Here is a 13,873-nt window from a genome sequence, read left to right as displayed (position 1 = left end):
CGTAGAGCCTGTGAAGCTATTGGATCTGCGGAGATTGGCCGGCAGGGAAATGGCGAGTTGAGTTGATCCGAGGGCTGTGACGAGGCGGACTGTGGGTGCCACTATGGTTTGGCGAGATGGTGGCCCTGCAGGATGTTGTTGGTGAGCGCGTACCAGAGGACGACGGCGCGGACCTTTTCGATACCGCGGACGGTCAATTGCCGCAGGTCCCAGTTGCGCCAGCGGGCATGTATGCATTCGCAGATCGTACGGGCTCGGTACTGAGCTTTGCCGTCTTCGCTGGCCATGCGAGCACGCCAGGCCAACACGCCCGGACCGTCGCCATGCCGGGGCAAATAAGGATCGACACCGCTCCTGGACTGCGTTGGTGGACAGTAGATGTCGATGCCTTCGCTATGCGCCCACTCGATATCCTCGGCGCTGCAGAAACCGCCATCGACGAGGTGGCGGCGGGGAAAGCGGCCCAGCAGTGATCGCGTTCGTTCCAGCATCGGCCGCATCAGGCCGCGATCCGATCCATTGTTGTCGACGTCGACCGTGACCACGATCAGCTCGCCCGCCGCGCTGGCCACCTGCACGTTGTAGGCTGGACGAAAGCCGGCATCCGCCATCTTCATCACCCGCGCCTGCGGGTCGGTGGTGGAGGCCCGCGCCTCCTTCGGCTTTTTGCCATTGCCGCCCTTCTCGTCGAGCTGCTTTCGCTTGCGCTTGATCTCGGCCAGCGCCGCTTGCGCCGCCTGCACCCGCTCGCTGCGTTCGCGCGCCGCGCGCTCCCTCGCGGCCCGAATGCGCCGATTGCTGGCTTCCGGATCCGCATCGACCTCGCGCTTGAGCTCCTCCACCACAGCCTGGGCCTGCGCCATCTGCCGATCCAGCGTCGCCTCCCGCCGGAACGATCCGGTCCCCGCATTGGCCCGTATCCGCACCCCGTCCTGGGTCAACTTCTCCAGATCGACCAGCCCCGCCTTGCTCAGCGCCGCCAGATGCTCGCTCAGCAGGCGGTCGAGCAGGTCGGCACAGCCGACCCGGAAGTCCGACAGCGTGTGATAGTTCATCGACACTCCGCCACATAGCCAGCGATAGACGTCATGGCTCTCGCAGAGGCGGTCCAGCGCACGCGCGCTGCCCACGCCATCGCTCGTGGCGTAAAGCCAAAGCGCCAGCAGCAGTCGTGGCGATGGCGGCGGATGACCGGGCGTATTCTCCCGCGCCTTGACCCGATCCTCAAGCTCGCTCAGGTCCAGCCCCTCAACATAGGCCCAGATCACGCGCGCCGGATGCTCTTGCCCGATCAGGCTCTCGATATCCACGGCACGCAGTTCGATCTGGTCACGCATCGGCTCGCGCAGCCGCGGCGCTCCAACCGGCTCTGCACCTGCTCGCGGCTTCGCCTGTTCCGGCAGCTCTCCAAATAGCTCTTCGTCAGCCATCATCCCCTCCGCCGAATCAAGGCACACAGAGAATCACGACGGCCTTGATCTCCGCTACATCCGCCCAGCCGAAATGAAAGATTCACAGCCTCGTAGGGTGGGTTAGCGAAGCGTAACCCACGACATTGGCTCAACGGACACCGTACTCGCGGTGAGATGGTGGGTTACGCTTCGCCAACCCACCCTACGGCACCCTGCTTGCGTAAATATTTAACCCTACCTCGAACAATCCTCCCGCCACGGTCCGCCCTGCCCCATTTCTGCGCTACCTAATCCGCGCGGACACGTCCCGCGTCCGCCGGAGGACGCGTCATGAACCTCAATCGCCGTCATCTCATCGGAGCTTCGGCCACGGGCATCGCCGGCGCGCTGGCGATGCCCGCTGACGCCGCACGGGCGGCGCCGCTGACATCGCTGCTTGGCCGCGACGCCACCCAATATGGCGTGCGGCCCGGCAGCAGCGAGGACCAGACCCGCGCACTCCAGCGTGGGATCGACGAAGCCGCACGGGTGCAGATGCCGCTGGCCCTGCCGCCCGGCGTCTACCGCACCGGCCTGTTGCGGCTGCAAAATGGCTCGCAACTGATCGGCGTGCGCGGCGCGACCAAGCTTCTCTTCACCGGCGGAGCCTCGGCCATCCAGAGCGACGGCTGCGATGCGATCGCCCTCACCGGCATCACCTTCGACGGCGCCAACATTCCGCTGCCGACGCGGCGCGGACTGCTCCACGTCCTCGGCGGGCGCGACGTCCGCATCACGGATTGCGAGATCACCGGCTCGGGCGGCAGCGGCATCTGGCTCGAGCAGGTGTCCGGCGACGTCTCCGGCAACATCTTCACCAACCTCGCCGTGTCAGCGGTCGTCTCGTTCGATGCAAAGGGCCTGAGCGTCTCGCGCAACACGATTGTTGGCACCAAGGACAACGGCATCGAGATCCTGCGCACCGCGATCGGCGACGACGGCACGCTGGTCGCCGACAATCGCATCGAGGATATCAAGGCCGGCCCGGGCGGCTCGGGACAGTACGGCAACGCCATCAACGCCTTTCGCGCCGGCAATGTGATCGTGCGCGGCAACCACATCAAGAATTGCGACTACTCCGCGGTGCGCGGCAACTCGGCCTCGAACATCCACATCACGGACAACAGCGTCAGCGATGTCCGCGAGGTCGCGCTATATTCGGAGTTCTCGTTCGAGGCCGCCGTATTCGCCAACAACACGGTGGACGGCGCCGCCGTCGGCGTGTCCGTCTGCAATTTCAACGAGGGCGGCCGGATCGCCGTGGTCCAGGGCAACATCATCCGCAACCTGATCCCGAAGCGGCCGATTGGCACTGCGCCGGATGACGATGCTGGTGTCGGCATCTACATCGAGGCGGACTCCTCGGTGACCGGTAACGTAATCGAAAATGCGCCGTCCTACGGCATCGTCGCCGGCTGGGGCAAATATCTGCGCGACGTCGTGATCTCGGGCAACGTGATCCGCAAGGCGCTGGCCGGCGTCGGCGTCTCCGTCGTGCCGGGCGCGGGCTCTGCGCTCGTCAACAACAACATGATCTCCGAGACGCCACGAGGCGCGGTGGTCGGGCTCGACCATGCGCGGGTCGTGACGTCAGATCTGTCCGCGGACGGCGCACAGCGCTTTGCACAGGTGGTGCTCGGCGCGAATGCGGTGAGCGGCAGGTGAGCGGAAGAACACCTCCCCTCGTCGTCCGGACAAGCGTAACAAAGCGGAGCGCAGATCCAGGACCCAGAACCACAGGACAGGGCAATGTAGGCGGTACTGGCCGCGTCGCGCTATTGAGAGATTCCGCGGTATGGGTTCCTGGCTTTCGCCAGGACGACAGCAGAGAATGTAGCGAGCGCCTCGCTCCTTAAAACGCGTTGCGCAGCAGCGGGTATTTGGCTTCGATGCCGTCGAGGCTGAGGGTGAATTCGACCACGCGCTCGGGGGCGGCGACGACATCGGCGGCGGGCGGCGAGAAGGTTGGCAAGAACGTCGCGATCGGTGCGATCGGCGCTTCTGTGATCTCGGCGAGCACATTCGGCGTGGGGTCGAGTGCAACTGGCGCGGCGGGCTCGATATGCACGGCCTTCGGCTGCACGGTCTGAACCTGCTCGCGCTGGGTCCTGCGCGGGATGGTCGCCGGCGACCAGCCGAACGCGGACGTCACGCTCGCTGCGGCGGCCGACACGTCCTCGCCGGCCGCGATCGCGCGCCAGGTCTGGAGGACGCGCTTGGCTTCCTGGATGTTTTCGAGAAATGCGAGCTCCGAGTGATAGCGGCGCCAGCGTCCGGTCTCGAACATTTCGGTGAGATGTTCCAGCCGCTGCTCGGCGAGCGCACACCAGCGCTCCGCAACGTCGCGGCTGCAAGCCACGCCTAGGCGATGTGTCATGAACCAGCCCGTGAGGAAAAAAATACGGACGCGGGGGACGCAACGCACACGAATCAATTTAGACGCGACATGAATATTTTGTGGAAAAGTTTTGGCTTGTCCAGCAACGAGACCGGTTTCGTCGTCGAAGACCGTAGTCGGGCGGTGTTTTTGTGTGATTTGCCGTCAAGCTTCGCACAAGCATAGCGGGCTTGCGGCGTGACGGTCGAAGCGGTGGCGTTGCCGCGGCCGCGAGCTCTCAACCAGAAGCTGATCCCGCACGACGCTTCAAGGAATCATGCCCGAAAAAGCAAAGACCCGTCCGGGGGGACAACCGGACGGGTCGAGCCATATGGGCGCTTGGGGTGGATGGGCGCTCGCGCCTGATATGACTGATGGGGAGGGATGACCGCTCCCACATATTTTGGTCGTGGCACCGGGCTGAACGTTCAATGCGGGGTTCGATTTTTTAACCTTCTCGCGGCGTGCATCTTTGTCGCAGCGATTATCGCGCTGCCGGCCTATCAGCCTGAGAAATCGCGGATTTCTCGTCCGTGCTCGACAGCGACGGTTGTTCCAGCACGCGGATTTGCGGCCCGTCGCGACGCGCCGCCCCGTCTTCACGTTTTGTTGTACCGGACGCCGCGGCAACCGGCGTCGCATTATCAGATGGAACAGCCATGACCGCAGCATAGGCGTCGGCCTCGCCGTCGCCGAACTGATCATCACGCCCCGGTGTGCCGAGGTCGCGCGCGGTCTTCGCAAGCGTCATGCGCAGCGCTTCCGGCTTCAGCGCGTAGTTGCGCTCTAGCAGCAGTGCCGCGACGCCAGAGACATAGGCGGCCGAGAACGAGGTACCCGACGTCATCTGATATTTGCCGTCCGGCGCGGGCAGGAAGATGTCGACGCCCGGCGCCGCGAGCGCGATGTAGTTGCCACGGTTGGAGGCGGAGAACAGCCTGTCCTGCTGGTCCGTCGCGCTGACCGCGATCACGTTGGGATTGGCGGCAGGATAGAGCGGCGGCGATTTCGCACCCGCGTTACCGGCTGCCGCTATCAGCACCAGGCCGCGCGCGGCGGTCGCCGCGATGGCGCGCTCGATCATCGCGTCCTTCGGACCGGCAAAGCTCATATTGACGATCTGCGCGCCGTGCTCGGCGGCGTAGTTCAGCGAACGCAGGATGATGTAGGTGGAGCTCTCAGCGCCGCCGGTGGTGCCGCCGAAGGCGCGGATGGCGATGATGCGCGCTTCCGGTGCGCTGCCCATCAGCCGCGCATGGGCCACGATGGCGCCGGCGATGCCGGTGCCGTGGACATGCGGGCCTTCGGAGCTGGCAAGCGCGTCGAAATTGTCGGCGATGGAATTGGCGAGCTCGGGATGTTTGGCGTCGATCCCGGAATCGATCACCGCGACCGTGACATTGGCGCCGTGCACCAGCACGTGAGCCTGCGGCAGGCGGAGCTTCGCCAGCGCATATTGTGCGGGGTCGCCCTCGGTCGGCGCCGACGCCCTCTGGTCCTGGAGCACGTAGCGATAGTTCGGCTGGAGCGAGCGCACGCTGCCGTCGGCGGCGAACTCGCGCCGTGCTGTCTCATACGGCCGGCCGTCGGTGATCCGGAACAAGCCGACCGTGGCGCCGATCAGCGGGAAATTTTCCGACGCGACCCGCGTCAAGCCGTGCCGCCGGGCAAGCGCGTCGGCCTCGGTTAGCGAGAGCGCGCTGTCGATCTCGGCGACGAATTCGTTGGTGAAGCTGCGCAAGCTTGCGGCGGCGGGCGTATTGTAGCGGCGCGAATTACCGGCGCTCTTCTTGCCCGACTTTCCGGCGCCGCCGCCATCCCCGCCGTTCGGCTGCGCAAGGCACTCGCCGTCGGCGTCGCGATAGGGCGCGGTGCAGGCCGGATAGAGGTTGGGAGAATAACGCGCATAGGGCAGCACCGGCGTCGGCGCTATCCGCGCGGACAATCGCGGCGTGGCGGCGATCGTACGGGGGCCGCGGTCGACGCTCACAGCCCGCGCAGCCACGCTGGGGCTGATGGTCGGCGTACGCGAGGGAACGCTGATCGTGGGCGTGCGCATGATCGCCTGCGCTTGGGCGACCTCGACCCCGAGCGAGGCGGCAATTAACAGCACGGCGACCACGGATGATGCGTAGGCCGCCGCTCTCACCCCACTCTGGGACTTGCGCTGCATCGGTTCACGGCGCGCTTTAAGGCGTCGCCACGGCGAGATTGACGATCTTCTCGCGCTGCATCCGGCCGAGCACCGCGGTGAGCTCGTCCTGGCTCATCGCCTTGTTGAACTGGAGGCGGAACATGCCGCCCTTGGCGCCGTCGATGATCATGGCCTGGTAGCTGTCGAGCAGCGACGTGATGTCGGCCACGCGTGCCTCAGGCGTGAAGCGCACGAGCGCGCGCGCCGGCGCAGCGGTGGATCCGCCGAAATCACGCGTGATCGGGGCGTCGGTAGAGAGCGACGCCGTCTGGAAGGTCGCAGGCTGGTTCTTCATCAGCACCGCGCCGATGATGCCGGCCTGCAGCAACAGCGCAATCGCGCCCAGGCTCGCCGACCAGGCGAGCGTGCGCGGCGACAGGCTCGCAAAGAACGTCGAGATGCGTGCCGACAGCGGCAACGAGCCGGATCCGCGCGCGGGCTCGGCATCGATCGCGGCGAACAGCTTCTGCATCGCGCGCGCCGACGGCGCGCCGAGGCTCTCGTTGAGATGGATGGTCTCTTCGTACTCGCCGCGGATCGCGGCATATTGCCTGGCGAGCTCGGGATCGCGGGCGAGCGCCTCCTCGACGCGGCGGGCGTCGCGCGCGTTCAGCGTACCCGCGGCATGCCACGGCAGCAGCGTTTCAATTTCACTGGGCTCTTGCTCCAGCATCTTCTTGCTCAAAGCCATCATGGCCAGCCTCGCTCAACGCCGGCTGCCTTCAGCAGTTCGGCCAGTTTCTTGCGCGCATAGAACAGGCGCGTCTTTACCGTGTTCCCCGGTATCCCGACGATTTCGGCCACCTCCTCCACGGATTTCTCGTGGTAGTAGACAAGATCGACGATTTCCCGATGTTCCGGCGACAGCGCCGTCAGGCACTCCCGCAACGCTTCACTGGTATCCTTCTTCTGCGCCGCCATTTCCGGATCGTCGGACAAATCCTCGATCGCGTTGGCGGCCTCCTCGTCCAACTCAACGTCCTTCCTGCGCCGCAGCGCAGACAGGGCCTTGAACCGGGTGATTGCCAGCAGCCAGGTGGAAACGGCGGATCGTCCCTCGAACTTGCCGGCCTGACGCCAGACGTCGAGGAACACTTCGCTGATGAGGTCCTCCGCCACCTGTTCATCGCGCACGAGCCTGAGCCCGAAGCGATACACCCTGACATGGTGCCGCCCGTACAGCACCTGCATGGCGAGCCGGTCGCCCTGAGCGATCCTGGCGATCAGGACCTCATCCGAAGCCGCCTGTGTCACGCTCAAAGCCCGTCTCGCAAGGTTGGTCGGGTCGAAACGGCGGACGGTTCGACGGGAGGTGCAAAATTCTTCAGCTTACCGCAGTCATACGGGGTGCTGTGTGATCTACCCCACATACGCGCACTTTCCTTGTCCCATCCGCGGCGATCGGCCGCCTCGTCCCAGATCGGTATCATAATACTGAAACACTTTCTGCAGAAATGCCTGTTCGGCGCAGGCGGCCCGATCAAGCCCGGATCGATAGCAGCCCTGCATGATGTATGTCTCGCGAACCCCTGCTTTGGCTCGACCGCATCGCCGCGATGCCTAACCGCCGGCAAATTCCCTTGCCGACCGATGTCCCCTGCCCGCGCTGCACGCCCGGATTCGGTGTCAAAGGATACCAAACCTAAAGGCTTGCCACGTAAATTTTTGAACCGACATCCACCAACGGCGAGACCATGAGCACGGCCGCGACGTCCTTCCCGGACCGGAATGCCGCAGAAGTCGCGGATCTCGCGTTGACCTCCGACGCGACGGCGCCCGAGGTGCGCGCGCGCCGCATGCGGCAGCGGCGGCAGATGTATGTGGGCCAGGTCGTGAGCTACTCGCTCGGTGCCTCGGTCCTGCTGCTCTACGCCTATGACGGCGCGATCTCGATGGCCGTTCCATCGCTGTTCTGGGCCGGCGGCCTGATGATCATCGGCACGTTCACCGTGCTCTCGGAATCCGGCTTCGGCGATCAGTTCGAGGATCATTACCTCACCGTCTTCCAGATCTCGGCGCACATGGCGCTGCAACTGGTGTTCCTGCTCGCGGTGCCGACGGTCGGGGTCGCCTTCATCAGTGTGCTGTTCCTGATCTTCGCATTCGGTACGCTGCGCATGACCTCGCGCCAGGCGATGGTCACCTGGTGTCTGGCGACCGCCGGGCTCGCCTTCGTCTTCCTGGTCTCGGACCTGCCGATCGGACTGCCGGTTGCAACGCGCCTCGAGCGGACCGCGTCGATGCTGTGCTTCGTGCTCGTGATCGGCCAGTGCGCCTTCCTCGGATTGTTCGGCAGTACGCTGCGCAAGATCCTGTACCGCCGCAGCATCGAACTGAAGGCCGCCTACCAGCGCATCGAGGAGCTCGCCGAACTCGACGAGCTCACCGGCTCCTACAACCGCCGCTGCATCATGCGACTGCTGGACGCCGAGATCGAAGGCTCGCGCGAGATGGCGAAAGCCTGCGCGATCGCGCTGATCGATCTCGACTGGTTCAAGCGCATCAACGACGCCCACGGCCATCCCGTCGGCGACGAGGTGCTGCGAACTTTCGCGATCACCGTCTTCGCCAACATCCGCCCGGCGGACCGGTTCGGCCGCTATGGCGGCGAGGAATTCCTGCTGCTGCTGCCGGACACGCAAGCCGACGCCGCCGCGCGCATGCTCGAGCGGCTGCGCGGGATCGTCGCCGATCTCGACTGGGGCGCATTCTCCCCCGGCATGCGGGTGACGATTTCCGCCGGCGTCGCGACGCTGCGCGACAACGATACTGCCGACACATTTCTCGCGCGCGCCGACAGCGCGCTCTATTCCGCCAAGGCGCAAGGGCGCAACCGCATTGCAACGAGCTGACCAATCCATTTACCGCCGGTAGCGCAGAACCCGCCGCCGGACTGAACGCTCCAGGACAGGGCCATGAAATCCAAACCCGCCAAGTCATCCGAAAACCTGCTCGAGGAATTACAGGCCGCGCTCTCGCACGGCACGGTCGCACGCCGGGTGGAGACGCTGCGCCGCGTCACCGATCTCTTCATCAACAACGCGGTGGATTATTCGGACGAGCACATCCGGGTGTTCGACGACGTCTTCCAGTGCCTGATCGAACAGATCGAGATCTCGGCCAAGGCGCTGCTCGCCGACCGCCTCGCGCCGATCGGCGCGGCGCCGCCCCGGATCATCCGCACGCTGGCGCTTGACGAGATTATCGAGGTCGCCGGCCCCGTGCTGACGAAGTCGGAACGGCTGGACGAGGAGACCCTGCTCGAGATCGCGCGCAGCAAGAGCCAGGCCCATCTCAAGGCGATCTCGCTGCGGCGGGTGCTCTCGGATGCGCTGACCGACGTGCTGGTGCCGCGCGGCAACAACGAGGTGGTGCAGTCGACGGTCAACAATCCGGGCGCCCGGTTCTCCGAGGGAAGTCTTGCGGACCTCGTCACGCGCGCCGAGCGCGACGACAACCTCGCCACCTGCATCGGCCTGCGGCCCGACCTGCCGCGCCATCACTACCTCAAGCTGGTCGCGAAGGCGTCGCTGAGCGTGCGCCGGAAGCTCGAGGCCGCCAATCCGGAGCTCGCCGACGAGGTGTCCAGCGTGGTCCAGGAAGCGGCCCAGCGCGTCCGCGCCGCTGCCATGACCAGGCAGACCGAGATGGCGCGCGCCCTGGTGAAATCGCTGCATGGGGACGGCCGGCTCAACGAATTCCAGGTCACCACCTTCGCCGAGCAAGGCAAGTTCGACGAGACCAATGCCGGGCTCGCGGCGCTCGCCGGCGTCTCGGTCGATATCGCCGAGAGCATGATGATCGAGAGCCGCAACGAGGGCGTGATGATCCTCGCCAAGGTAGCCGGCATGTCGTGGTCGAGCGTGCGCGCGATCATCGCCATGCGCGAAAAGCTGTCCGGCGGCGCGCAGACCGACATGCTGACACTGCGGGACACCTACGAGGCCCTGCGCAGCTCTACCGCGCAGCAGGTGCTGCGCTTCCACCGCATGCAGCAGAGCGCGACGCCGGCGGCCTGAGCCGGCGCGCTAGTAGCGCAAGACCTTGGAGCCGACGAGCGCGCCAATGGCCGTCACCAGCGCGGTCGCGAGCGTGTACCAGGTCGCGACGAACAGCGGCGAGTCGTCGGTGCAGTGCGAGGCGTAGAGCGTCGCGGCGAGCCCCGCCGACAGCATGCCGGCGAGCGCGCCTGCGAGCGCCGGCCGCGACGGCGCGCCGTGGCGCAGGCCGAACAGCGCGCCCGCAAGCAGCGGCAGCCCCATCGCCGGGATCGCCGCCAAACAGACCCGCGAGTTCTTGCCCACGAGCCGCATCGTCATCGGCATGGCCGGCGCCATCATCATCTCGCCGCCGATCGCAACCGCGAGCAGCCCCACGGGAAGCAGCAGCAGCCAGCCCCAGCCGCGCATCAAGGCTTCGGGGCGCGACAGATGCAAGCTGACGATGATCGCGGGGATCGCGAGCGACAGCGTCACCGCGAACTTCATGTCGAAGAATGGGTTGTGCATCGCGCTCATCACGTCCGGCCGCACGCCGAGGAACGTGGCGAAGATCAGGATCGACAGAGGGGCCGCTACCAGCAGCGCCATCGTCAGCACCGCGCCGACGCGCGGTGCGCGATGGGCGTTGTCGGCCGCGAGCGTGCGAATGAGTTGATCGGTATCCATGACTAGCGGTCCCGCAATCTGGCGGTGAGCGCGGCAAGGCCCCGATGCAGCGCAACGCGCACCGCGCCTTCGCTCATCGAGAACTTTGCCGCCGTGTCCTTGATCGAGGCGCTATCGACCGCAATCGACTGCAACACGTCGCGCTGGCGCTGCGGCAGGGTGTTGAGCTGGGCCGCGACCTCGCTTGCGGAGGCCGTCTCCTGCGGCGCCTCGCCCGGCAGCGTCTCGGCGAAATCGTCGATATTGACGAAGATGCGCCTGCCGCGCCGCCTGAGCGCATCGATCAGCTTGTTGCGGGCGATCGCGAACAGCCAGGGCGCGAAGGGCGCTTCGCTGTCCCAGGTGTGCCGCTTCAGATGCACCGCCAACAGAATGTCCTGCACGATATCCTCGGCTTGGTCGGGAGGCTGCCCGGCGCGCGCCAGGCCACGCCTCGCGGCAGCCCGCAGCACCGGTGTAATCGCCTTCAGCAGGCGATGATACGCCACATCATCGCCCGCCATGGCCGACCGCATCAGGCCGGTCCACTCGTCCTCACGTCCGCGCACGCGCGACCCTCACCATGCAATTCGGCCGCTCTTTCAATTTGTTACGGCAACCAGATAAGATCACGAACTCGTGATCGGCATTCAGCCCCAAGCCCGATCCGGCCGCCAAAGCCCGGCAGGCTCATAACACCGATCGCTCCCGCTGGCACCCGCCGGCCCGCCGCGAGGCACCGGTTTGCCCCGTTTTTGCCCGGTGCAGCGCGAAGATTCCCATTTTCTGCCCCGCTGTGGTCACGCCCCGGCGTCTCTGTTCGCCCCCGGGACGGGCGAATTGGGGAGATCGTCAACATGATCAAAGCCAACGGGCGTGCGGTCCTGGTTCTTCTGGCCGGGCTCTTCTTGCTGTCCGCCGCGACCGCACAGGCGGCGCCGAGCTCTACCGCAAGCACCCAAGCGGACAGCGCGAGCAATCAGGCCGACCCGGTTAAATCCAGCAAGCACCGGCGGCACTCTTCGCATCGCCACAGCAGCAAGACGGCGGACAAATCCTCCGACGACAAGGCCGACACGAAGGCCCCCGCTGTAAAGGCAAACAATGATGTGCCGGCCTCGAGCGAGATGCCGCCGTCGGTCGCCAATGCCAAGGCGCAGCTTGCCGCCGCCGATACCCCGACCGCCGCCGCGGCCTCCGCGATGACGAACCGGGCGAACGACAATGTGCAGGCGGCCGCCGACAATTCCGCCGCCTCCGGCGCCGAGAACCAGGTGGTCGCGCCCGACCAGCTCAACGACGTCGACCGCGCCCTGCAACAGGACAACCCGCCCGCGCAGAAGCCGGCGATCGCCTCAACCGACGCGCAGCCGCGTCCGGCGCCGGTGACGGCCTCGAGCAGCCAGCAGACCTCGGCCTGGGACCAGAGCTCGCTGATCGGCAAGATCTTCATCGGTTTCGGCGCGTTTCTGACGCTGGCGTCCGCTGCCCGCATGTTCATGGCCTGACGCACCCTTCCGGGGCGCGCGGCTCGCGCGTCCCGGCGGCCTTTGGCCCCCTTGAAGCCCACCGCGCCAGCGGGCAAATTGCCTGCCCAATTAAACGCGTGGGTGGAGCATGAGCACGTTCGAACACATCATCGTCGAAAGCCAAGGCGCGGTCGGCATCGTCAAGCTGAACCGGCCGAAAATGCTCAACGCATTGTCCTTTGGCGTCTTCCGCGAGATTGCCGCAGCCGTCGACGATCTCGAGGCCGATGACGCCATCGGCTGCATCGTCGTGACCGGCAGCGACAAGGCCTTTGCCGCCGGCGCCGACATCAAGGAGATGCAGCCGAAGGGCTTCATCGACATGTTCGCGGAGGATTTTGCAGCGATCGGCGGCGACCGCGTTGCGCGCTGCCGCAAGCCGACGATTGCCGCGGTCGCGGGCTATGCGCTCGGCGGCGGCTGCGAGCTCGCGATGATGTGCGACATCATCATCGCCGCCGACACCGCGAAGTTCGGCCAGCCCGAAATCACGCTCGGCACCATTCCCGGCATCGGCGGCACGCAGCGCCTGACGCGTGCGATCGGCAAGTCCAAGGCGATGGATCTCTGCCTCACCGGCCGCATGATGGATGCGGCAGAAGCCGAGCGCAGCGGCCTTGTCAGCCGCATCGTGCCGGCCGACAAGCTGATGGACGAGGTGATGGCGGCCGCCGAGAAGATCGCCTCGATGTCGCGGCCCGCGGCCGCGATGGCCAAGGAGGCGGTGAACCGCGCCTTCGAGACCACGCTCAGCGAGGGCATGAACGTCGAGCGCAATCTGTTCCACTCGACCTTCGCGCTGGAAGACCGCTCCGAGGGCATGGCGGCGTTCATCGAGAAGCGCAAGCCGGTGAACAAGAACCGGTAAGGCAAGATCCGGTAAGGCTGGTGTAAGACTTCACTCCGCTTCCCGCAGAATCCCTGTGACGTAGCTGCAACAAGCACGGATTTCATGGGGGTATCGTCCGCGGCAGTTTGCCTGCGGGACCGGCGCTCGTTAAACAGGTAAGAGGGCCGCCGTCGGCGGGGGCGGACAGCCGGGGTTTTGCGGGATTACATGATTGGGCGTGCCGCCAGAGTTGAGCGCGTCATGACGCGGCATCGATCGGGCGTGGGTCCTGTCTTGGTGACATGGACCACGCTGGCGCTCTCTTGCGCCCTTGCTGCACCTGCCAGCGCAGAAGCCCTGCCCGAGGCGCTGGTCAAGGCCTACCAGACCAATCCGCAGCTCAATGCCGAGCGCGCGCGGCAGCGTGCGACTGACGAGAGCGTGCCGCAGGCGCTCGCCGGCTACCGGCCGCAGATCGTGGCTAGCCTGAGCGCCGGCCTGCAAACGGTGCGCAACCTGCTGCCCGACAACACCATCCAGACCGCCAATTTGAAGCCGTGGGTCATCGGCGTCACCGTGACGCAGACCCTGTTCAACGGCTTCCGCACCGCCAACAGTGTGCGGGTCGCCGAGCTCCAGGTGCAGTCGGGCCGCGAGGCGCTGCGCAATGTCGGCCAGGGCGTGCTGCTCGACGCGGTCACCGCCTACACCAATGTGCTCGCCAACCAGTCGCTGGTCGAGGCGCAGCGCTCCAACGTCGCCTTCCTGCGCGAGACGCTCGCCGTCACCCAGCGCCGCCTCAACGCCGGCGACGTCACCCCGACCGACACCGCGCAGGCCGAGGCCC

At 66.0% G+C, this 13,873-nt stretch carries 13 protein-coding genes; 6 read left to right on the top strand and 7 right to left on the bottom strand.

The genetic code is table 11. The annotated features are described in order from the left end of the window. Nucleotides 1-101: 101 nt before the first annotated feature. Nucleotides 102-1,433: an IS1182-like element ISBrsp8 family transposase gene (locus tag AYJ54_RS23255; protein WP_076611642.1), complete on the bottom strand. Its 1,332-nt coding sequence runs from the start codon at nucleotides 1,431-1,433 to the stop codon at nucleotides 102-104. Between the two features lie 309 nt (nucleotides 1,434-1,742). Here AYJ54_RS23255 and AYJ54_RS23250 point away from each other — a divergent pair, with 309 nt between their 5' ends. Next, nucleotides 1,743-3,116: a TIGR03808 family TAT-translocated repetitive protein gene (locus AYJ54_RS23250; RefSeq protein WP_063702517.1), complete on the top strand. Its 1,374-nt coding sequence runs from the start codon at nucleotides 1,743-1,745 to the stop codon at nucleotides 3,114-3,116. A 187-nt stretch (nucleotides 3,117-3,303) separates the two neighbouring features. Here the strand turns inward: AYJ54_RS23250 and AYJ54_RS23245 are convergent, their stop codons facing one another. The 4 genes from AYJ54_RS23245 to AYJ54_RS23230 all read right to left on the bottom strand — a co-directional run bounded on the left by AYJ54_RS23245 (nucleotide 3,304) and on the right by AYJ54_RS23230 (nucleotide 7,282). Beyond that, entirely contained in the window at nucleotides 3,304-3,810 is a 507-nt protein-coding gene (locus AYJ54_RS23245) for a TIGR03809 family protein (protein WP_063702522.1), read from the bottom strand. Nucleotides 3,811-4,312: 502 nt separating this feature from the next. Further along, nucleotides 4,313-6,001 (bottom strand): S8 family serine peptidase, encoded by a 1,689-nt coding sequence (locus AYJ54_RS23240; protein WP_063702515.1) that lies wholly within the window; start codon nucleotides 5,999-6,001, stop codon nucleotides 4,313-4,315. Nucleotides 6,002-6,017: 16 nt separating this feature from the next. Further along, nucleotides 6,018-6,716 (bottom strand): hypothetical protein, encoded by a 699-nt coding sequence (locus AYJ54_RS23235; protein ID WP_063702513.1) that lies wholly within the window; start codon nucleotides 6,714-6,716, stop codon nucleotides 6,018-6,020. Then, nucleotides 6,713-7,282: a sigma-70 family RNA polymerase sigma factor gene (locus AYJ54_RS23230; protein ID WP_063702511.1), complete on the bottom strand. Its 570-nt coding sequence runs from the start codon at nucleotides 7,280-7,282 to the stop codon at nucleotides 6,713-6,715. Before AYJ54_RS23230 ends, AYJ54_RS23235 begins: the two co-directional genes overlap by 4 nt. A 434-nt stretch (nucleotides 7,283-7,716) precedes the next feature. On the opposite strand from AYJ54_RS23230, the gene AYJ54_RS23225 reads away from it, so the two are divergent. After that, complete coding sequence (locus AYJ54_RS23225; protein WP_063702509.1) at nucleotides 7,717-8,874, top strand: GGDEF domain-containing protein; 1,158 nt, start codon at nucleotides 7,717-7,719, stop codon at nucleotides 8,872-8,874. Between the two features lie 63 nt (nucleotides 8,875-8,937). Continuing rightward, entirely contained in the window at nucleotides 8,938-10,041 is a 1,104-nt protein-coding gene (locus AYJ54_RS23220) for a DUF2336 domain-containing protein (RefSeq protein WP_063702507.1), read from the top strand. A gap of 9 nt (nucleotides 10,042-10,050) precedes the next feature. Here the strand turns inward: AYJ54_RS23220 and AYJ54_RS23215 are convergent, their stop codons facing one another. Further along, on the bottom strand, nucleotides 10,051-10,689 hold the full coding sequence (locus AYJ54_RS23215; protein ID WP_063702505.1) for an NrsF family protein: 639 nt from the start codon (nucleotides 10,687-10,689) through the stop codon (nucleotides 10,051-10,053). Between the two features lie 2 nt (nucleotides 10,690-10,691). Continuing rightward, the gene (locus tag AYJ54_RS23210) at nucleotides 10,692-11,237 is read right to left on the bottom strand and encodes a sigma-70 family RNA polymerase sigma factor (protein ID WP_063702503.1); all 546 of its coding nucleotides are present in this window, start codon (nucleotides 11,235-11,237) and stop codon (nucleotides 10,692-10,694) included. Between the two features lie 288 nt (nucleotides 11,238-11,525). Here AYJ54_RS23210 and AYJ54_RS23205 point away from each other — a divergent pair, with 288 nt between their 5' ends. The 3 genes from AYJ54_RS23205 to AYJ54_RS52645 form a co-directional block, all read left to right on the top strand. Beyond that, nucleotides 11,526-12,176: a hypothetical protein gene (locus tag AYJ54_RS23205; protein ID WP_063702501.1), complete on the top strand. Its 651-nt coding sequence runs from the start codon at nucleotides 11,526-11,528 to the stop codon at nucleotides 12,174-12,176. Between the two features lie 109 nt (nucleotides 12,177-12,285). Further along, a complete protein-coding gene (locus AYJ54_RS23200) occupies nucleotides 12,286-13,065 on the top strand; it encodes an enoyl-CoA hydratase (protein WP_063702499.1) in 780 nt (259 codons plus the stop codon). A gap of 222 nt (nucleotides 13,066-13,287) precedes the next feature. Beyond that, nucleotides 13,288-13,873: TolC family protein (locus tag AYJ54_RS52645; RefSeq protein ID WP_245329109.1), on the top strand; the 586-nt coding region annotated here is incomplete at its 3' end.

Origin of the sequence: Bradyrhizobium centrolobii (assembly GCF_001641635.1) — a bacterium.
Lineage (GTDB): Bacteria > Pseudomonadota > Alphaproteobacteria > Rhizobiales > Xanthobacteraceae > Bradyrhizobium > Bradyrhizobium centrolobii.
This window is presented reverse-complemented; position numbering and strand designations above follow the sequence as displayed.